Source organism: Chromobacterium subtsugae, from assembly GCF_035919665.1.
Classification (GTDB): domain Bacteria; phylum Pseudomonadota; class Gammaproteobacteria; order Burkholderiales; family Chromobacteriaceae; genus Chromobacterium; species Chromobacterium subtsugae.
Genome location: NZ_CP142381.1, coordinates 2,922,010 through 2,942,127 on the forward strand (window position 1 = coordinate 2,922,010; position 20,118 = coordinate 2,942,127).

Here is a 20,118-nt window from a genome sequence, read left to right on the forward strand (position 1 = left end):
ATGCACAAAGGGGGTTTCGACCGAAAAGAGAGGATCCCATGAGCACCACCACGATTGAACAGCTAAGCCGGATAGTCCAGAGCCACCGCGCTTACACCCACCCCATCTTCCAGCATTGGGCGCATGCCGCGCCGGATGCGGAAGCCTGCGCCGCTCTATTCCACCAGATCCAGACCTTCTGCGCCGCCACCCGCCCCGGGCAAGCCTTTCCCGGCGCGCTGGAAATGCTGGGCTTGATCAGCCAGGCGCAGTTGATGGCGGAAATCGCGCAGTCCGAACAAGGCCACGGCGCCGACCTCGCCAGAATGGCCGGCCATATCGTCAACCGCAGCGGCGCGCGCCCGCGCTTCGCCGACGTCAATGACCAGCAGCAAGTGGAAACCGGGCTCAAGGAGGCATCGGACCGGCTGCTGGCCGACCATCCCGGCTATGAGCGCCCAACCGGCCTGCTGCTGCAAACCCGGCGGGCCATGGCGGCCTTCCAGCGCCGGGCCCGCAGCGACTTCGATTCCACGATGCGCAACCTGGGCACCGCCTTCGCGCTGGAAATCATCTCCAACCGCGCGTTGATTCCAGGGGAAAAACAGGCGCTGGTGGACGCCGGCCATTACGGCGTCAGGCTGGAAGACCCGGAAATGCATTATCTGCTGGACCACTGGGGCGAATGCGGCGCGGAGAGCCAGCATGAGAACCACGTCCGCGAGGCCGTGGCCGCCACGCTGACCGCCTCCACCGCGCCGCTGATCCTGGAAGGCATGCTAGACTTCATCGATCCGTTGGCCGAGATGTGGGACGTGCTGGACCAAAGCCTGCTGCACGCCTGCGCCGGCCACGCGGCGTAAGCCCCGCGCCCAAGGCTCGGCTAGCCGCCGGGCCTTGGCCATGCCGCTAGCGCGAACACGCCAGCGAGCATGCTTTCAGCGCCACCGGGTCCGGATTGCGCACGGTCTTGACGTAGCCGGTCGCCCGGCAATGGTCGTCCGCCGCGAAGGCATACTCCTCCAGCACTGGATATTGCTGATCCGAGACATGGGCCGTCGCCGTCTGCAGCACATGGCCGCTCAGCCCGCCTATCTCCGTTTCGGCGAAACCGCCGGAGCCGGTGATGTCGATCTGATATATCCATTGGGAGCCGTCAAACCGGCGGATCGCATCCTCCTCGCCCGACACCTTCACCAGGGAGCGGCTGCCGTCCGCCGCCGTCGTCACACACTCGCCGGCGCAACGATAGCGGCCCTCGATATCCGTCAACGTCCGGCACTGCCCCGCGGCGGCATCCGCTGCCGACGCAGCCTGTACGCTCAATATGGCCGCCAGCGCGATCGCCGCGGCCCAATATCCGTGCCCGCTCATAAACGCTCCTAGTCGAATGCCTGGAAACCTCGCTTCGGCGGCGATGGCCTCGCCCATTCAATATGGCACAAGCATGAAGAATCGCGATGCCGCGGTAAAAATGCGGGCGGGGCGGCCGGCATGCGAATATCATTCACCGCATGTCGAGACTACTGCTCCCGCCTTCCCCCCGCCTGGCGCCGCTGATCCGCTACTTCCATCTCCAGCTGGAGGGCAGCGGCCTCGTGCGCATTCCCGCCACGCCCTTCCCCCAGATCGGCGTGCTGCTGGCCGGTCAAAGCCAGGCGGAAATCGACGGCCGCCCGCTGGGCTGCACGCCCCGATGCTTCGTCAGCGGACCGTTCAGCCAGCCGATAGCGATACGCCTGTCGCCCGGCACGCGCTTCATCAGCGCCTTGCTGCGCACCGGGCAGCTAAGCAGGCTGTTCCCCCTCGATTGCCAGCGCATCGCCGATCAAAGCTGGCCGCTTGAGGAACTGGCGGGCCGCCCGGCGGCGGATGCGCTGCATGACGCCCTGCAAGCCGCGCGCCAGCCCTGGCAGATGGCGCGCATACTGGAAGATTGGCTGCGGCGGCAGGCCGCGCGCCGCGAGGAGGCCAAAGGCGGCGGCCCCTTGCTGCTGCCTCCGGACTGGCTGTTCGCCGACAGCCGCGCCCTGGCCGAGCGCTGCGGCCTGGGCCTGCGCCAATTTGAGCGCCGCTTCCTGGCTAGCTATGGCCAGTCATTGCGCGACACCCGCCGCCAAATGCGTTTCGTCAGCATGATGGGGCTGCTGCTCGCGCGCCCGGATGCCGCCGGCCAGCTGGCCGGATTGGCGGCGGACTGCGGCTATTTCGATCAGCCGCACATGGCGCGCGACTTCCGCGCGCTGTCCGGCCTGACGCCGGGGGACTTCCTGCGCCGCAGCCATGGCGACCGCAACCTGGAAATGAGCCTGATCCAGTACCAGGACCACGAGCTGCCGCTGGTGCTGGGCGAAGGCAACCGCGACATTCTGCTGCCGCCCGATGTCGTTTCGGTACAAGCCGGCGGCGTCCGCCATGGCTACAGTGGCGCCATCGTCGACTCGGAAGCCATGCCATGACCCCAAGCCTGGAAAAAAACGGTTACATGCTGACCACGCTGGATAGCCTGTTCGGCGCCAGCCAGAGCAACAGCTTGTGGTATTTGTCCTTCGGCCTCGCCTGTTGCGCGGTGGAAATGATGCACGCGGCGGCGGCGCGCTACGACATGGACCGCTTTGGGCTGATTCCGCGCGCCACGCCGCGCCAGGCCGACCTGATGATCATCGCCGGCACGCTGACCAACAAGATGGCGCCGGCCATGCGCAAGGTCTACGACCAGATGGCGGAGCCGCGCTACGTGCTATCGATGGGTTCTTGCGCCAACGGCGGCGGCTATTATCACTACAGCTACTCGGTGGTGCGCGGCTGCGACCGCATCGTGCCGGTGGATGTCTACGTGCCTGGCTGCCCGCCTACCGCCGAGGCGCTGCTTTACGGCCTGATGCAGCTGCAGGCCAAAGTGAGGCGCAACGCCACCGCCAGCGGCAGGGCGCTGCCGGGCGCCGCCGCGACCGTTCCGCGCTGAACCCCGCCACAGCCGGAATCAAAGGGGAAATTCAGCCACCACCTCGCTGCCGCAGCCATGGAAAACCAGCTGGCGGCACAGGGCCCGCACCAAAGGCAGGCCGCGGCCGCTCGGCAGTTCGGACGGCTCCCTTCTCAAGCCCTCCAGCAGCGAGACATGATCGAAACCCGCGCCGCTGTCGCACAGGCGGATGAATATCCCGTCCCGCCCCTCATGGCGGCGGCGCTCGATCCGCAAGGCCACCCAGCCTTCGCGCAAGCCGTTCAAACGCTCGCGCCGCAGCACGAAGTAGCGCTCATAGCCGTCCGGTTGCGCTTTGATTTGCGAATCCAGCCGCAGCACGCCATGGTCCAGCGCATTGTTGAACAACTCGGTGACCACCAGCAGCACCTGCTTGAACTGCCCGCCGCGCAGGCCCAATTGGTTCAGCCAGCCTATCAGCATGGGAAGGGCCTGATCGCGGCGCAATTCCTCCGCGTTGAATTCCAGCTGGATCTGCCAGTTGGACAGCAGGCCGCCGTCGTCGCGCTCCAGCGGCTCGGCGTCCCGCTCCGCCGCCATGCTCGCGTCGGCCTCCAGCCGCACCACGCCCAAGGAGATGTCGTCGCGGTTCTTGACCCCGCCCAAGTGCGCCAGCACCGCCAGCCGTATCGCGTCCAGCGGCGCGTCCTCTCCAGCCCGCGCCAGCGCTTGCAACACGCCGCGGCTGCCGAATTGCCGGCCTTGCGCGTCTTCCGCCTCGGTCAAACCGTCGGAGCACAGCACCAGCTGCCCGCTCTGCTCCCAGAAATAGGTTTCGCTTTCCCAGCGGAAGTCTTCCACGCCGAAAATGCCCAGCGGCGGAAACTGCGATTTCCACTCCTTGAGCAGCGCGCCGTCATCGGCGGCGAACACCACGCAGGGCATGCCGCCGTTCCACACCTCGATGCGGGCTTGCTCCCAGTCGATGGCGACCAGGGCGGCGGCGACGAAGCGCCCCACCGGCAGCAGCCGGTTCAGCTTGGCGTTGATCTCGCGCGCCATCGCGGTAAGGGGAAAACCGCGCCGGACCATCGCGTAGAAAATGTCCACCGCCGGCAAGCAGGCCAGCGCCGCCGACAGGCCATGGCCGGTGCTGTCGGCCAGCATGATGCACAGCTGCCCGGTCGGCGACAGCGCCCGCGCCAGCACGTCGCCGCTGAATTGCTCGGCCGACAATTGCCAGCCGCACACGCCGCGCAGGTCCTGCTCCTCGCTGCCGACGATGCTGTCCAGCACGTGCTTGGCGAAACGCTGCTCCCGCTCGTTGATATTGTAATAGTTGAGCAGTTTTTGCGAGTCGGCCGAAATCCGGCTTTGCATCTCGCAGATGCGCTGCATCACCCGGATCTTGGCGGCCAGCATGGTGAGGTTGATCGGCTTGACCAGATAGTCGTCGGCGCCCACGTCCAGGCTGCTGATGTGCGCCTCTTCATCGCTGCGGGCGCTGAGGAAGATGATGGGCAGCCAGCGGTCGCCGCAAAGCCGGCGGATCTCACGGATCGCTTCTTGCCCATCCATCACCGGCATCATGCAGTCCATCAATATCATGTCGGGCAATTGCCGCCGGCACTGCTCCACCGCCTGCCGGCCGTTTTCGGCATACCGCACCGCATGCCCCATTTCCTCGATCACCAGCCCCATCAACCGGCGGGTGGCCTCCACGTCTTCCGCCACCAGCACGGTGAACGTTCTTTCCATCGTCGCTTCCTGACTATCCGACACCATTCAATCTGCGATATGACGCATAAGCGCATCCATGTCAAACCCGAAGCAGGGCCTCGCCGCTTGCGGCTTCCTTCCCCCAGAGGCCGGACGCCCCCCGCGCCGGTAGGCTGCGCATGCCGCCGCTATCCGGTATAGTGGATCTCATATCCGCCCCGCGCTCGACAGAGCGCCGCCGGGGCACTGAACAGCTGGAATGGCAACAAAATCCAGCGCAATCAAGGATTTAACCCCGATGCTGTTGATGATAGACAACTACGACTCCTTCACTTACAACCTGGTGCAGTATTTCGGCGAACTGGGCCAGGACGTGAGGGTGTTCCGCAACGATGAAATCTCGCTGCAGCAGATAGAAGAACTGCAGCCCAAATACCTGGTGATCTCCCCCGGCCCCTGCACCCCCAACGAGGCCGGCGTGTCGGTGCCGGCCATCCTGCACTTCGCCGGCAAGCTGCCCATCATGGGCGTGTGCCTGGGCCACCAGGGCATAGGCCAGGCCTTCGGCGGCAAGGTGATTCACGCCAAGCAGCTGATGCACGGCAAGGTGTCGCCAGTCAGCCATCTGGACAAGGGCATGTTCCGCGGCCTGCCCAATCCGGTCACCTGCACCCGCTACCATTCGCTGGTGATAGAGCGCGAATCGCTGCCCGATTGCCTGGAAGTCACCGCCTGGACCGACGACGGCGAGATCATGGGCGTGCGCCACAAGACGCTGCCGATCGAGGGCGTGCAGTTCCATCCGGAATCCATCCTCACCGAACACGGCCACCAGATGCTGGACAATTTCCTGAAGGAATTCGCCTGATGCGCATGCGGCTGACGCTGGCCTTAGCCCTGCTCGCCTCCCCCGCGTGGGCGGGCGCGCTGGACGACTGCGCGCAAAGCGCCGCCGATACGCCGGCCGTCGCGGCCTGCCTGCAGCAGCGCCACGCCGACGCGCAACGCCTGCTCGCCGCGCAGGAGGACAAAAGCCTGGCGGCGATGCGCAAGCTGGACCGCGCCAGCGACAACCGCTTCCACGCCGCCCGCGCCCTGCTGCGCGCCCGGCAAGCGTACCAAACCTACCGCCGCCAGCAATGCGACTGGCTGGCCGCCAGCTACGCCAGCGGCAACGGCGCCGACCGCGCCCGCCTGGCCTGCCAGATCGACCTGGACACGCAAAGGCTGGCCGAGCTTGGCCGCCAAGGCTCATAGGAATCCATCATCATGATCAGCCCGCAAGTGGCCCTGAACCGTCTGATCGACGGCAATGAACTGTTTTACGACGAAATGCTGGACCTGATGCGCCAGATCATGCGCGGCGAATTGAGCCCGGCCCAGACCGCCGCGATCCTGATCGGCCTGCGGGTCAAGGTGGAATCGGTTTCGGAAATCGCCGCCGCCGCCACCGTGATGCGCGAATTCGCCACCCACGTGCCGGTGGCCGACCGCGCCAACCTGGTGGACACCTGCGGCACCGGCGGCGACAAGTCGCACACGTTCAACATCTCCACCACCGCGGCCTTCGTCGCCGCCGCTGCCGGCGCACGCGTCGCCAAACATGGCGGCCGCTCGGTATCGTCCAGTTCCGGCAGCGCCGACGTGCTGGAACAGCTGGGCGTCAATCTGGCCCTCAGTCCGGAACAGGCCGGCCGCTGCATCGACGAAATCGGCCTGGGCTTCATGTTCGCCCCCAACCACCACAGCGCGATGAAGCATGTCGCGCCGATACGCAAGGAACTGGGCGCGCGCACCATCTTCAACATCCTGGGGCCGCTGACCAACCCGGCCGATGCCGACAAGCAGCTGATGGGAGTCTTCCACCCCGATCTGGTCGGCATCCAGTCCCGCGTGCTCAAGCAGCTGGGCAGCAAGCACGTGATGATCGTGCATGGTTGCGACGGCCTGGACGAATTGACACTGTCCGGCCCCAGCATGGTGGCCGAGCTGAAAAACGGCGAGATACTGGAATACCAGGTCGAGCCCGGCGAATTCGGCCTGATGCGCTGCGAACTGAAAGACCTGCGCGCGGACACCGCGGAACAATCGCGGCTGCGGCTGCTGTCGGTGTTGGACGGCGAGCCCGGCCCGGCGCGCGACATCGTATTGTTCAATGCCGGCGCGGCCATCTATACCGCCGATATCGCCCCAAGCCTGGCCGACGGTGTTACCATGGCGCGCGAAGCGTTGGACAGCGGCAAGGCGCGCCAGAAGCTGGATCAGCTGGTGGCGCTCAGCCGGCAATTCGGCAACTGAAATACGGACAAGGCGGCCTGCGATAGCGGCGCCGCCCTTCAAACACAATCGACCGCAACAAAACCATCATGAACAAACTATCCAAAGACATCTTCAAGGCTTATGACATTCGCGGCATCGTCGGCAAGACGCTGACCGCCGCCGTCGCGCGCCAGATTGGCCAGGCCGTGGGTTCGGAAGCGCTTGCCCGCAAAGTGCGGGCCATCGTGGTGGGTCGTGACGGTCGACTGTCCGGCCCGGAACTGTGCGAAGCGCTGTCCGAAGGCATCCGCGCCGCCGGCGTGGACGTGATCGACGTCGGCCGCGTCGCCACGCCGATGCTGTACTTCGCCGCCCACCAACTGGGCACGCTGTCCGGCGTGATGGTCACCGGCAGCCACAACCCTCCCGACTACAACGGCTTCAAGATGATGCTGGCCGGCGACACCCTGGCCGGGCAGGACATTCAGAAATTGTACCAACGCATCGTCGACGGCGATCTCGCCGCGGGCGAAGGCGGCTACCGCACCGAAGACATCGCCGAAGCCTATTTCGAGCGCATCACCTCCGACATCAAGCTGGAGCGCCCGCTGAACATCGTGGTGGACAGCGGCAACGGCGTGGCCGGCGCCTTCGGCCCGCTGCTGTACCGCCGCCTGGGCTGCAAAGTGCGCGAACTATTCTGCGACGTGGACGGCACCTTCCCCAACCACCACCCCGATCCGGCCAAGCCGGAAAACCTGAAGGACGTGATCGAGGCGCTGCAGAAAACCGACGCCGAAATCGGCCTGGCCTTCGACGGCGACGGCGACCGCCTGGGCGTGGTCACCAAAGACGGCAACATCATCTGGCCGGACCGCCAGCTGATGCTGTACGCCGCCGACGTGCTGGAACGCAATCCCAAGGCCAAGGTGATCTTCGACGTGAAGTCCACCCGCCTGCTCAAGCCCTGGATCAAGCAAAACGGCGGCGTGCCGGTGATGGCGCGCACCGGCCACAGCTTCATCAAGGCCAAGATCAAGGAAACCGGCGCGCTGCTCGCCGGCGAGATGAGCGGCCACGTGTTCTTCAAGGAACGCTGGTACGGCTTCGACGACGGCATCTACACCGGCGCCCGCCTGCTGGAAGTGCTATCGCGCGTGGAAGACCCGAGCGAGCTGCTGAACGCGCTGCCCAACGCGGTATCCACGCCGGAGCTGAACCTGAAAATGGCCAAGGAAGGCGAAAACCACGCGCTGATCGCCAAACTGCAGGAATCCGCCAGCTTCGACGGCGCCGAGGAAGTCAACACGCTGGACGGCCTGCGCGTCGAATACAAGGACGGCTTCGGCCTGGCCCGCGCCTCCAACACCACGCCGGTGATCGTGCTGCGCTTCGAAGCCGATACCGAAGAAGCGCTGGAAAGAATCAAGGGCGACTTCCGCCGCGTGCTGGGCACCGCCACCAGCGCCAAGCTGCCGTTCTAAAGCTGGCCGCCGCCAGGCGGCAGCGCCAGACTACCAGGGGACATGGGCCGACCATGTCCCCCTTGCATTGAAAGGAAACCCATGTACCAACAGGCTGCCAGCCATTTCAGCACCGTGCGCGACCTGCTGCGCTTCGCCGTCACGCGCTTCAACGAAGCCGAGCTCACCTACGGCCACGGCACCCACAACGCCCACGACGAAGCGGCCTACCTGATCCTGACCGCGCTGCAGCTGCCGATAGACCAGCTCGACCCCTATCTGGACGCCAAGCTGCTGCCGTCCGAACTGGAAGACGTGCTGGAGCTGATCCGCCGCCGCGCCGAAGAGCATGTGCCGGTGGCCTACCTCACCAATGAGGCCTGGCAAGGCGAATTCAGCTTCTACGTGGATGAGCGGGTGCTGGTGCCGCGCTCCTTCATCTACGAATTGCTGGGCGAGCCGCTGGAGCCGTGGATCGAACACCCGGAACTGGTGCACCGCGCGCTGGACCTGTGCACCGGCTCCGGCTGCCTGGCCATCCAGCTGGCCCACCACTACCCCGATGCCGAAATCGACGCGGTGGACATTTCTCTGGACGCGCTGGAAGTGGCGTCGATCAATGTCGAGCATTACGGCCTGCAGGACCGGATCAACCTGGTTCACACCGATATGTTCGAGGGCATAGAAGAAAAATACGACCTGATCATTTCCAACCCGCCCTACGTCGATGCCGAGTCGGTTGACGCGCTGCCGGAAGAATACCTGCACGAACCGGAAATCGCGCTGGGCTCCGGCGAAGACGGCCTGGACGCCACCCGCGAAATCCTGCGCCGCGCGCCGGACTTCCTCAACGAGCGCGGCGTGCTGATGGTGGAAATCGGCCACAACCGCGACATGCTGGAAGAATGCTTCCCCACCCTCCCCTTCATGTGGATGGAGACGCAAAGCGGAGACGGATTTGTCTTCCTGCTGACGCGCGAAGATATCGTAACCGCCGGTATCTAATTAGACCGCAAAGCCGCCAACGCGAAAAAGTCGGCGGCTTTTTATCATCCATCCCGATCTTTCCGACATCATACTCAAGAGCCGGGTCGCCAAGACATTGCCGCTTGCGGATGCTACCAGCCGCTCTTACCATCCCCCCTGGGCCGATATGGCTCAAAGTGCTTATCCAGATGGCTGACGAAGGCCCGCACTTTCGCCGACAGGTTGTTCTTCATCGGATAGACCGCGTGAATGTCGGCCGCCGGAAACCGCCAGTCGCCGAGCACTTCGCGCAATCGTCCCGAACGCAGATAAGGCGCGACGTTCCACTCCGAGCGCAGCAATATCCCCAGCCCCCGCAATGCCCAGCTGACCGCTGCCTCGCCATCGTTGGTCGAGACGGTCCCGCGGACCTTCACATTGGCTTGCGTATTGCCTGAGTGAAGGTGCCACGCGCCATAGGTTTCGTCGCTCTCCCGGATCACAATGCAGCGGTGGCGCTGCAGATCCATCGGGGAGACCGGCGCGCCGAAACGCTCCAGATAGGCCGGCGATGCGCATAACAGGCGGCGATTGCTGGCGATTTTCCTGGAAGTGATGCGAGCGTCGGGCAACTCGCCGAAGCGGATGCAGACATCGAATCCCTCTTCGATCAGATTGACCGGGCGGTCGGACAACGATAACTGAACGTCGACATCGGGATAAAGCTCGACAAAGTCCGCTATAGCCGGGGCGATGAACTGGCGGCCGAAGCCGAAGGTCGCATTGACGCGCAGCAGCCCCTTTGGGATGGCCTGGGCGCTGGCCAGCCTTTGCTCCAACTCCTCCAGCTCCGCAAGAATCTTTTTCCCCTCCGCCAGATACAGCTCGCCTTCATGCGTGACGGCCGCTCGCCTCGTCGTGCGGTTCAACAGCCGAATGCCGAGCCGCGCCTCCAAATTGGCCAAGCGACGGCTGACGGCGGCGGTGGATACGCCCAGTTCTTGCGCCGCGCCGGACAGCGTGCCCGCCTTCACCACTTCCAGGAAAAAAGCGACGTCGGATATGGAGTTCATTTTTGCATTTAAGTTAAAAACAGTTTGATATTTCAATTATTGTACAGAAATTTGCAATCCACTAACTTGCCTCCAAAGGAAGCCGCCTCGCTTTCAGGCTCACCGGGAGACAAGAGTGACCGCATTGCAAACCCCACCCCAAACGCTTTACCAGAAGCTGGTCGAAACCCACACGGTGGCGCGTCTGGATACCCAGAACGTGCTGCTTTACGCCGACCTGCACATCATGAACGAGTACACCAGCCCGCAAGCCTTCGCCGGGCTGGCGGAAGCCGGCCGCACAGTCTCGCAACCCGGCCAGAACGTGGCGGTGGTCGACCACATCATCCCGACCCACCCCGTGGCGATCCGCATCATCGAGGAGCCGAATTCGGCATTGCAGGCCTCGAACCTGAAGAAGAACTGCGACCGCCACGGCATCCCGCTGTTCGATGCCAACGACCGCTTTCAAGGCATAGAACATGTCATCGCGCCGGAGCTGGGCATGATTCGTCCCGGCATGGTCGTTCTCTGCGGAGACAGCCACACCACGACCTATGGCGCGCTGGGGGCCTTGGGCTTCGGAATCGGCACCTCAGAAGTCGAACACGTATTGGCGACCCAGACCCTGGTGTATCGCCTCGCGCAAACCATGCGCATCCATGTCGCCGGCCGCTTGCCGCTCGGCACCACCGCCAAGGACCTGATCCTGCTGATCATCAACCGGATCGGCGCGCACGGCGCGCGCGGCTATGTGGTCGAGTTCTGCGGCGAGGCCATTGAAGCGCTGACGATAGAGGCGCGGATGACGCTGTGCAATATGGCGGTCGAGGCCGGCGCGCGCGGCGCGCTCATCGCGCCGGATGCGCTGACGCTGGAATACATCGCCCGCCATTGCCCGGACCTGGCCGGCGCGACGCTGGACGCCGCGAAGGCGGACTGGCGCGCCCTGCGCAGCGACGACGGCGCCCCATTCGACCTTGAGTTGGAATTCCAGGCCGGCGACGTCGAGCCCTATGTGACCTGGGGCACCAGCCCCGACCAATCCATTCCGATCAGCGGCCGCATCCCCGTCGCCGCGTCGGCGCCGGAAGGCGCCGACCGGCTCACCATGCAGCGGGCGCTGCGCTATACCGGCCTGGCCGAAGGCGCCCAACTGGAAGGCTTGCCCGTTCAGCGCGTCTTCATCGGCTCTTGCACCAATGCCCGCATCGAGGACTTGCGCGCCGTCGCGGACATCGTGCGCGGACGCAGCGTGGCGCCTACGGTGCGCGCCATGATCGTGCCGGGCTCAGGCGAAGTGCGCCGCCAGGCCGAACAGGAAGGGCTGGCGCAGCTGTTCATCGAAGCCGGCTTCGAATGGCGCCAACCCGGCTGCTCCCTATGCCTGGCCATGAATGACGACGTGCTCAATCCCGGCGAGCGCTGCGCCTCCACCACCAACCGCAATTTCGAAGGCCGCCAAGGCCGGGATGCGATCACCCACCTGATGAGTCCGGCCATGGCCGCCGCCGCCGCCGTCGCCGGCTGCATCAGCGACGTTCGCAAACTGGGAGTCCAAGCATGACCGTTCACACCCGAATCGAAGGCATGGCCGCGCCGTTGCCGGTCAGCAATCTGGACACCGACCAGATCATGCCTAAGCAATTCCTGCGCCGCATCGACAAGGCGGGCCTGGCCGAAGGCCTGCTATACGACATGCGCTTCGGCCCGGATGGGAAACCCCGGCCCGAATTCGTTCTCAACCGGCCGGAATACGCGGCGGCCAGGATTTTGGTCGCCGGCCCCAATTTCGGCTGCGGCTCCAGTCGCGAACACGCGGTCTGGGGCCTGCGGCAATACGGCATCCAGGCGGTGATCGCCCCCAGCTTCGGCGAGATTTTCTATTCGAACGCGATGAACAACAGCCTGATGCTGGTGGCGCTGGCCGAAGCCGATGTCGAGGCCATTCTGGCCGACGTCTCCGCGCCGGAAAACAGCCTGGTCGCGATCGATGTCGCATCCATGACGGTGCGAAGCAAGAGTCTGGCGGCGTCTTTCTCGCTGTCCGAGCGCCATCGCCGGATGTTCCTCGAAAGCCTGGACATGATAGGCGCGACCTTGGCCATGCAAGACCAGATCCACGCATTCGCCGCCAAGCATTGGCAGCAGCGGCCCTGGCTGAAAGACATCGCATCCATGACAAAAAACCGTTTGGCGTAAGCGGGGCGCCCTGCCGGGCCACCGGCCCGGCGGCGCCGTCACGCCCTATCTGAGGAGACAAAAATGCATATAGAGGAAACCGTTAGCAACCCGCCGGCAGGCAATAGGCCTTGGAACAAGTTGATGGCCATGCGCATCGGACCGCTGCCCTTGCCGCTCTATCTATCTCTCGCCGCCATTGTGGTCGCCGCGGCCATCGCGCATCGCCTGCCAAACGACCTGATCGGCGGCCTGGCGGTCATGATGTTGTCCGGCTTCCTGCTGGGCGAGCTTGGCAAGAGGCTTCCCGTGCTCAAGCATATCGGCGGCTCGGCCATTCTCTGCCTGTTTGTCCCCTCGGCATTGCTGGGATACAAGCTATTCGACCCCGACATGCTGAAAGCGCTGACCACGGCGATGAAGACAGCCAATCTGCAATACCTCTACATTGCCTGTCTGGTGGTCGGCAGCATTCTCGGCATGAGCCAAAAGGTTTTGGTGCAGGGCTTTTTGCGGATGTTCATCCCGCTGCTGGTGGGGACGCTGGGCGCCGTCGCCGCCGGCATGCTTGTCGGCCTATTATTCGGTTACACCCCTTGGCACACCTTCTTCTACATCATCATTCCCATTTTGGGCGGCGGCATCGGCGAGGGCATTCTGCCGCTCTCCATCGGCTATTCCGAAATGACCCGAATCCCGCAGGCTCAGATTGTCGCCACACTGATTCCCGCGGCCCTGATCGGCAATGTCGTCGCCATCCTGCTGGCCGGCCTGCTCCACTTCTACGGCAAGAAGCGCCCGCGATTCAGCGGCAATGGCATGTTGGTCAAAACCGGGGAAGATCGGGAATTGCTGGCCGCGCAGCATGAAGCGCCGATCAACTTGAGCTTGATGGGAAGCGGCTTGCTGCTCACCTGTTCTTTTTTCACCCTGGGGTCTTTATTTGCCCCGATTACCGGCATCCCGGGGCCGATCCTGATGATTATCACAGCCGCCCTGGTCAAGGTGAGCAGGGTGATGCCGGCGCAGGTGGAGCTGGGGGCCTACCAGATGTACAAGTTCATGACCAGCAATCTGACATTCGCCATCCTGGTTGGGCTGGGCACCCTCTTCGTGCCATGGAACCAGATGGCGGCTTCCGTCACCCCCGGGTATGTTCTGCTCTGCGCGGTGATCGTGCTGGCCATGGTGGCCAGCGGCTTCGGCATCGGCTTGTTGCTGAAGATGTATCCGGTGGAGTCGGCCATTGTCGCCGCCTGCCATAGCGGCCTGGGCGGCACCGGCGACGTGGCGATCCTGTCGGCCGCCAACCGGATGGAAATGATGCCCTTCGCGCAAATCTCGACCCGCATCGGCGGGGCGGCCATGATCGTTCTGGCCACGCTGCTGATGAAGCTTCTCCACTAGCGATCAACCCCAAAAGAAACCGCGGCCACTCAATCGCCTCCCGTTCAGAGAGGCTTTGCGCCCGCGCTCTTGTCAGGCAGCGCCAGCGGAGTATCGAGAATCTGAGACGAAAGAACCACTCCATGCATTCCGTGCGGGACGCCCTCCCGTCCGCGAGAGCATGACTTGAGCCAGGGGGACTTGCCGGAGATTGGCAGTCAAGACGTAGTGTCCGACGCCTTAGGCGCAAGCGTGGGCTGAATCTCCGCCAGGTAAACAACTCGAGGGTGGGCCGATAACAATAGGCGCCTTGCCGCAGTTGAATTGCCGCGATGGCGCGTCGAATGCTGACGACGCGGTAAGTGCTGATCAGAAAGTTGGCACGCTTTTCGCCGCTGGTTTTTCCGAGGGGAGGTCAATGTTGACCCGGGGAGATTGGCTCACCGAGCTGGCTGCAGATCAGTCAGCCTGAATATCGCCAAACGGCAAAACGAAACGGCGGCATCCACCTGCGCGGACGCCGCCGTTTTTTGTCGCGCGAGACGCGCTAAACCTGAGCGCGCTCTTCTTCCGCCTCGGCCAGCAGCAGCTCCAGGAACTGCCCGGCGTCCTCGCTGCCCAGAATATAGCCGGCCTGCTGGTCCATCTCGTCCAGCTCCCGCTCCGCGTCGCCGCCGCGCCCCAGCAGAGTCGCCAGCGCGGCATCAATGCGCATGGCCTGTTTGAGCAAGCCGTGCTCCTCGGCCAGCGCCTCGCACTCCAGCAGCACCTCGCTCAGATAAGGATCGACCCCGCCTTCCTCTTCCTGGTGGCTCTGCGGCTCGGCTTCGCCGCCGGCGCCGAAGAAACCCGCCAGATCCGCCAGGTCGAAATTGCCTCCCGGCGCTTCCTCCGGCTCGGCCTCGGTTTCGGTGGCATGGAAAAAGGCCGCGGCGGAGAAGCCTGTCAGCGGCAACGGCGCATGTTCCTCCTCCGCGACCGTATCCGGCGCCGCTACCCCGGCTTTGGCCTCGGCCGGCATCCGCTCCCGTTCCGCATCGCTCGCCGCTCCGCCCTCCAGCTCGGCCTGCTCCAGCAGGCTGTCGGCATAGCCGGCCAGCTGATCCGGCGACATTCTGGCGCCCAGCGCCGCCTCCTCGCGCTCGGCCATCCGCTCCGCCATCGGCACATCCGCCAGCATGCCGCCGGCCAATTCGGCCACCACTGCCGCCCGCATCAACAAGCCATGTTCGGCTTGCAGATCGCTGATGCGCACGAAAACATCCTCTTCCAGCGCGCCGGCCGCCTGCTCCGCCGCGCTCCAGCCGGACCCCGGGTCGGCAGGGATCTCGCGCTGCTCGGCCAGGCGGAACAGCTGCTCGACATCATCAAAGATGCGCCGCTTGAAGCGCAGCATCGACTCGCCGCCCTTGCCAGGCTCGGACACGCCCATCACATCCTGCATGATCTTGTCGGCGGCCAGCGCCTTTGACATGTCGTTGCCCAGCGGGAACAGCGTGTTGTGCTTGGCGTCCTTCGCCACCGCGCCGTCCAGTTGCACATAGAAGGTATTCATCTTGATCAGATGATTGCGGTTCATGAACCAGGCCTGGCCTTCCGCCATGTCCACCAGATCCAGATAGGTCAGCCGGTTTTCCTCGCGGTAGCTGGCGTCGCCGGTATCCACCAGCCGGTCGGAATTTTCCAGCTTGCGCTTGCCTCCGGCCCAGGCATACACGCCCTGGCCCGCGCGCTTGATGGCGATGTCGGCGGTTTCCTGGTCTTCGGTTTTCAGGAAGATCTTCATGCCGGTGTTGGCCAGGATGCGCGAGGCCTCGATCTCCGAACCCTTTTTGAACGATGGATAATCCTGGCCGGCGAAGATCACGCTGACGCCCAGCGAACGCGCCTGCGCAGCCACGTCGCCGAACCCCTCCACCGCGTAAGAGCCGTATTCGTCCATGATGGCCAGGAGCGCGGTGTCGGAGTTGGTGGGCCGCGAGTCGACGATCTCCTGCTTGCTGCCGGTGAGCTGGGCCTTCAGCGACACCGACAGCGCGTTCTTGATGCCCGCCACCGTCAACCGGCCCAGGTTGGCCAGCGACGACGGCGCCTTTTCCAGCGCCGGCAGCATCACGTACAGGATGCGGCGGTTGTAGACCACGTCCTGGAAATCGACATCGCCCCACTCCACATTGCAGATATGGCCATAGGTGCCGGACAGCAGGCCCAAGAGTTCGGTGAACTGCATGGTGAGGAAGCCGTGCTGCTTGCTGGCCTGCTCCCAGTAGGTGTCGAAGGCGGCGGGATCGTTGTTTTTGGCGTTGATCGCCTCGCGAAAGCCCGGCAGCTCATCCAGATAGCCGGTGAGCTGTTCGCGGGCGTAACCGGGGATGCTCTCGTCGCTTTCCAGCTCTCCCAGCTTGTCCAGCCGCATGTAGTCGCGCAGCGCCTGCACCGACAGCGTGATCTTGCCGGCGTCGCGCATGGCCACCAGGCCGCGCATCAGCGCCCGTATCATCGCCTCGGCCCGGCCGCGCCACATCGCGCCGTCGCCGCCGCCATCCGGCCGCATCAGGCCGGTCACCAGCTCGGTCAGCGTGTCGGCCGAACCATAGGTGAAGGGGTTGAAGGTATTGGAGTGGATCTGCCCCAGCAAGTCCATCTTGTCCTTGGCGCCGCCGGCGTCGTCATCGTCCAGGATCGCCAGCTTCTCGAAACCGGTGGAGGAGATGAAGTTGAGCACCAAGAGGTCGTCCTCGCGGCCATACATCTTGGCCATGGTGACGATGTCGAACCAGGTTTTCGGATCGGACTTGCCGTCCACCATGATCACGCCCGAGCCATGGCCGATCGCCTGGCAGATCAGCCCCTCCAGCGCCACGGTCTTGCCGCCGCCGGTGGTGCCGAACAGGGTGGCGTGCACGCGCATGGTGTCGTCGCTGACCCAAATCTCTTCCTTGGTATCCATGGCGTTGCCCATGCACCAGACGCCTTTGCCGCCCTTGTCCGGCGGCCCTTCCATCCGGGTCCAGGCCAGCTTTTTGTCGCCGCCGGGCACCGGTTTCCAGAACGGCCCCTTCGGGTGGTCTATCACCCGGTTGCGCGACATCAGCATCGCTGCGCCGGCGAAAGCCAGCGTGAACAGCGGGAAAATCGGGCACAGCAGGTAGACCACGCCCAGGCCGGTCAGAAACGCCGGCTCTTGGCGGCGCAGCCAACCCAGCACCTTGTGGGAAAAGGGAACGACGTCGCGTTCAACCTGACTCCGACGCATCGGGGCCGCCATCAACGCACCGCTTCCGGATATATGATTCGCATTGCCAGACTTGATCCTGTTTTCTTATTGCCGACCGGCCGTGCCGGCCTGTTCGGCGGCCTGCTCCACCGCATTCTGCATGCGCAGCCTGAGGCCGGAGTCCGCCGCCTGGTAAAGCTGGTCGAATGCCGCCGACCTGACTGCCTGGCGCTGGTATTCGCGCGTCTGGGCCTGCAGCTGCTGGACCTTGCCTTCCTGCAAATACCACGCCGCGGCCGCGACCGGAACGACGATCAGCGCGGAACAAATCACCACGCACATGCCGAACTGCGGCAGGAAACGCCGCACCGTCATGTCATTGGAGACCAGTTTGCGCTGATGCTGCTCGCCCAGATTGACCAGCCTGGCCAGGGAATCCTCCACGGCCATGAAGCGGTCATCCATCATCGCGATCAGGTCGCTCTCCAGTTTCTTGAGTTCCTCTTCCATGGCAACCACCGTCAGATTGAACAAAGCATTGCGTAAACCACCGCGCTAAAAGCCGAGCGCGGCGTCGTCCAGCGCCGGCCTGCCGGCCTTGGGCTGCGGCGCGGCCGCGCGCTCGGGCTTGCCCGCCGCGGGCGGGGAAAGGAAATCTCCCTCGATCACCGACTCGATGAAGTCGTAGAAACGGCCGCTGCTCAACGCCCTTTGCTTGCCGGCGTCGTCAAAGCTGACCACCCAGCCGCCGCTGCCGGACTTGCTGCTGATGCTGGCCACGCCTTCAACCAACTTGAGTTTGTCGCCGATCTTGGGCATATAGCCGACCAAGGGCGCGAAATAGCTGGCGTAGCTGCGGATCTGCGAATCCTTGGATTCGACATACTGCTGAAACTGGATCTTCCAGCCCGCCGCGTCCACCGCGTCCATCAGCCGCTGGGCGTCGCAATGCGGAGCATCCTCGCGAAAAGCCAGGTAAACGGCGCTGGGCGTCATCCGCGAATCGTCGTCGGCGATCTGGCGCACCAGCCCCAGTTCGATCACATCCTGGTGCCCCACTTTCAGCCAGCCGCCCTTGCCGTCGCGGAAAGGCTGGATGGAAATCTCGCGCGCCGGCGCCGCGGGTTCGGCGCCGCCGATCACGGCTATCTTCCCCGCCGAGCCGGCGGACGGCATCTCAATCGCCGCGGCCATCCTCGCCTGCCGCTGCGACTCTCCGTCTTTTTCCAGCAGATGGCCCACCTCCTCGCCGCGCTCGCGCAGGAACATGCCGAACAGCTCGCGCGCCTTGGCCGCCGCGCCGTCGAACATTCCTCCCATCACCGCGCCTTGCGCCCAATGCTGGAATTTTTCATGGATGGCGGCGTCGGTTTCGGCCAGCACCTGCTGCGCGCCGAAGTGGCTGGCCAGCTGATGCGCCAGCTCCGGCGCCGTCAGCAGCGCGACATCCATCAGCAAGGCATGACGGCGGGCTTCTCGCGCCATTTCCCGCTCGGTTTCCCGGGCATCCGCCAGTTGGCCACCGGCGATCTGCGTCTCCGGCGTCGCGGCGGACGGCTGCGCTTGCGGGGCGGACGTGTCGCCGCCCTCCAGCAGATTGCCGCGCACGAACTGCCGCTCGATTTCCATCAGCCGCGCCAAGGTAGGCGATAGCTGGCCGAGCCAGCCCAGCACCTGCTCCACCTGGTGCGCGCCATGGAACCATTCCATGAAGTCGATTTCGCCCATGCGCTGCAACAGCGGTATCGCTCCGCCCAGTTGCCGCCCATCGGCCGGCATCGCGGCGCCGAAACCTATCATGCCCATCAGGAGGGCGGAGACGATATGCGCCCACAGCTCTTCCAGCGGATCGTCCGGACCGTGATGCCGCGGCCGGCGCTTCGCCGCCCTCGGCCGCTTCTCGTGTTGCGCCGCCCACTGCGCCGCCTTGCGCAGCCGGGCCGCGTTGTACTCCCGCATATTGCGGAAGTAGCCGGCTTGCGGCACGCGGATGATCTCTCCCACCGGGTCGTAGATCGCGGCCGCGCCGCCGCTTTCCTCGCGCAGCCCCAGCTCGCCCAGGATGGCGCCCACCAGTTGCTGCAGCTTGCCGCCGCCGGCATGCGCGGCGGCCGGGTGCGCCGACAATGGCGGCAAACCGAGAATCTGCGCGCCGTTGAACACCGAGCACCCTTTGAGCGCCGGTCCCGCCGGCCCTGTCAACGCCTGCATCGGCCGGGCGAAAAGCAGCAGACCGGCGCGCGCGCCCGGCGCCAGCCCCAGTCCCAGCGACTGTATCTGCTTGTAGCTCAGCCAGCGCGGATCGCTAGACGCGGCCGGCAGCGCCGACTGGAGCAACAGGTGGTTGATGCCTTGGTAAACCGTTCCAGTCAGCGGGTTGAAATGGCGCGCGCCGGCCAACGGAGCCGCGAAGACATGCTCCGCGCCCAGCGCGGCCACTTGTTCGTGAATCCGCTGCGCGGCTTCTTGCGCATAAGCCCGGCGGCCATGCGGATGCCTATCCATCATTGCGCTCTCCCTTGATACAGGCCGGCGATGGACCGATGCAGTTCGTCTTCGCCGCGTCCGCTCATCGACCCCAGCGTAGCCAACGCCGCCAGATAGTCCGCCACCGCGCGGGCGAACACCGGATCGGCGCCGCAATCCTGCCGCATGCGCGGCAAAGCGGCATCATCCAGCGGCGCGAACGCCACGTCGTGGTCCTCCGCCAACAGCGCCATCACGCACATGCGCTCGATGGCCAGCTGTAAAAAGGGCAGATACGCCCAGCGCGCGTCCTCTTCGTCGTCCAGCGCCTCCGGCGGCAGCTCGCGAGCCAGCCCCATTTCCCGCAGGTCCGGCTCCCGCGGCGCATCCGGCGGCAGGCGCGGAGCATGGCTCTCGGCGCGGAATCCAGTCAGCTCAACACTTTGCATAGTCATATAAAAAAATTATATTAAAATTACTACTTAAATATAACTATTAAAATAC

Annotated in this window: 18 protein-coding genes; 11 read left to right on the forward strand and 7 right to left on the reverse strand. The window is 64.6% G+C overall.

Annotated features, from left to right (window positions below; genetic code table 11):
* The first annotated feature begins 38 nt into the window (after positions 1-38).
* Positions 39-842, forward strand: coding sequence for a hypothetical protein (locus U6115_RS14025; protein WP_043580655.1), 804 nt, complete (start codon positions 39-41; stop codon positions 840-842).
* 46 nt (positions 843-888) lie between these two features.
* On the opposite strand, the gene U6115_RS14030 is transcribed toward U6115_RS14025, so the two are convergent.
* Positions 889-1,353, reverse strand: coding sequence for a hypothetical protein (locus U6115_RS14030; RefSeq protein WP_043580653.1), 465 nt, complete (start codon positions 1,351-1,353; stop codon positions 889-891).
* 140 nt (positions 1,354-1,493) lie between these two features.
* On the opposite strand from U6115_RS14030, the gene U6115_RS14035 reads away from it, so the two are divergent.
* Positions 1,494-2,438: an AraC family transcriptional regulator gene (locus tag U6115_RS14035; protein WP_052258419.1), complete on the forward strand. Its 945-nt coding sequence runs from the start codon at positions 1,494-1,496 to the stop codon at positions 2,436-2,438.
* Positions 2,435-2,944 carry a NuoB/complex I 20 kDa subunit family protein gene (locus U6115_RS14040; RefSeq protein ID WP_043580651.1) on the forward strand — a complete coding sequence of 170 codons (510 nt, stop codon included), beginning with the start codon at positions 2,435-2,437 and terminating at the stop codon, positions 2,942-2,944. The genes U6115_RS14035 and U6115_RS14040 overlap by 4 nt, the downstream gene beginning before the upstream one ends.
* A gap of 18 nt (positions 2,945-2,962) precedes the next feature.
* Here the strand turns inward: U6115_RS14040 and U6115_RS14045 are convergent, their stop codons facing one another.
* On the reverse strand, positions 2,963-4,663 hold the full coding sequence (locus U6115_RS14045; RefSeq protein WP_043580649.1) for an ATP-binding SpoIIE family protein phosphatase: 1,701 nt from the start codon (positions 4,661-4,663) through the stop codon (positions 2,963-2,965).
* A gap of 259 nt (positions 4,664-4,922) precedes the next feature.
* Here U6115_RS14045 and U6115_RS14050 point away from each other — a divergent pair, with 259 nt between their 5' ends.
* From U6115_RS14050 to prmB, 5 genes are all read left to right on the forward strand, one after another.
* Positions 4,923-5,492 carry an aminodeoxychorismate/anthranilate synthase component II gene (locus tag U6115_RS14050; RefSeq protein WP_043580647.1) on the forward strand — a complete coding sequence of 190 codons (570 nt, stop codon included), beginning with the start codon at positions 4,923-4,925 and terminating at the stop codon, positions 5,490-5,492.
* Positions 5,492-5,881: a lysozyme inhibitor LprI family protein gene (locus U6115_RS14055; RefSeq protein WP_043580645.1), complete on the forward strand. Its 390-nt coding sequence runs from the start codon at positions 5,492-5,494 to the stop codon at positions 5,879-5,881. Before U6115_RS14050 ends, U6115_RS14055 begins: the two co-directional genes overlap by 1 nt.
* A gap of 12 nt (positions 5,882-5,893) precedes the next feature.
* Positions 5,894-6,922, forward strand: a complete 1,029-nt coding sequence (gene trpD / locus U6115_RS14060) for an anthranilate phosphoribosyltransferase (RefSeq protein WP_043580643.1) — start codon at positions 5,894-5,896, stop codon at positions 6,920-6,922.
* A gap of 68 nt (positions 6,923-6,990) precedes the next feature.
* The gene (locus tag U6115_RS14065; RefSeq protein ID WP_043580641.1) at positions 6,991-8,367 is read left to right on the forward strand and encodes a phosphomannomutase/phosphoglucomutase; all 1,377 of its coding nucleotides are present in this window, start codon (positions 6,991-6,993) and stop codon (positions 8,365-8,367) included.
* An 81-nt stretch (positions 8,368-8,448) separates the two neighbouring features.
* Positions 8,449-9,351, forward strand: coding sequence for a 50S ribosomal protein L3 N(5)-glutamine methyltransferase (prmB, locus tag U6115_RS14070; protein ID WP_043580638.1), 903 nt, complete (start codon positions 8,449-8,451; stop codon positions 9,349-9,351).
* A 113-nt stretch (positions 9,352-9,464) separates the two neighbouring features.
* Here prmB and U6115_RS14075 read toward each other — a convergent pair whose 3' ends face one another.
* On the reverse strand, positions 9,465-10,421 hold the full coding sequence (locus U6115_RS14075) for a LysR family transcriptional regulator (protein ID WP_230623450.1): 957 nt from the start codon (positions 10,419-10,421) through the stop codon (positions 9,465-9,467).
* A gap of 79 nt (positions 10,422-10,500) precedes the next feature.
* Between U6115_RS14075 and leuC the strand changes: the two genes are divergently transcribed.
* The 3 genes from leuC (at position 10,501) to U6115_RS14090 (ending at position 13,952) form a co-directional block, all read left to right on the forward strand.
* Complete coding sequence (gene leuC, locus U6115_RS14080; RefSeq protein WP_043580634.1) at positions 10,501-11,931, forward strand: 3-isopropylmalate dehydratase large subunit; 1,431 nt, start codon at positions 10,501-10,503, stop codon at positions 11,929-11,931.
* A complete protein-coding gene (gene leuD, locus U6115_RS14085; RefSeq protein ID WP_043580632.1) occupies positions 11,928-12,566 on the forward strand; it encodes a 3-isopropylmalate dehydratase small subunit in 639 nt (212 codons plus the stop codon). Before leuC ends, leuD begins: the two co-directional genes overlap by 4 nt.
* A 123-nt stretch (positions 12,567-12,689) precedes the next feature.
* Entirely contained in the window at positions 12,690-13,952 is a 1,263-nt protein-coding gene (locus U6115_RS14090) for a 2-hydroxycarboxylate transporter family protein (RefSeq protein ID WP_230623449.1), read from the forward strand.
* Between the two features lie 526 nt (positions 13,953-14,478).
* Here the strand turns inward: U6115_RS14090 and U6115_RS14095 are convergent.
* The 4 genes from U6115_RS14095 to U6115_RS14110 form a co-directional block, all read right to left on the reverse strand.
* A complete protein-coding gene (locus U6115_RS14095) occupies positions 14,479-17,187 on the reverse strand; it encodes a TraM recognition domain-containing protein (protein ID WP_146008284.1) in 2,709 nt (902 codons plus the stop codon).
* 66 nt (positions 17,188-17,253) lie between these two features.
* The gene (locus U6115_RS14100) at positions 17,254-17,658 is read right to left on the reverse strand and encodes a hypothetical protein (protein ID WP_146008283.1); all 405 of its coding nucleotides are present in this window, start codon (positions 17,656-17,658) and stop codon (positions 17,254-17,256) included.
* Between the two features lie 45 nt (positions 17,659-17,703).
* Positions 17,704-19,656 carry an ArdC-like ssDNA-binding domain-containing protein gene (locus U6115_RS14105; protein WP_043580626.1) on the reverse strand — a complete coding sequence of 651 codons (1,953 nt, stop codon included), beginning with the start codon at positions 19,654-19,656 and terminating at the stop codon, positions 17,704-17,706.
* Positions 19,653-20,069, reverse strand: a complete 417-nt coding sequence (locus tag U6115_RS14110) for a hypothetical protein (protein ID WP_146008282.1) — start codon at positions 20,067-20,069, stop codon at positions 19,653-19,655. Before U6115_RS14110 ends, U6115_RS14105 begins: the two co-directional genes overlap by 4 nt.
* Between the last annotated feature and the right edge of the window lie 49 nt (positions 20,070-20,118).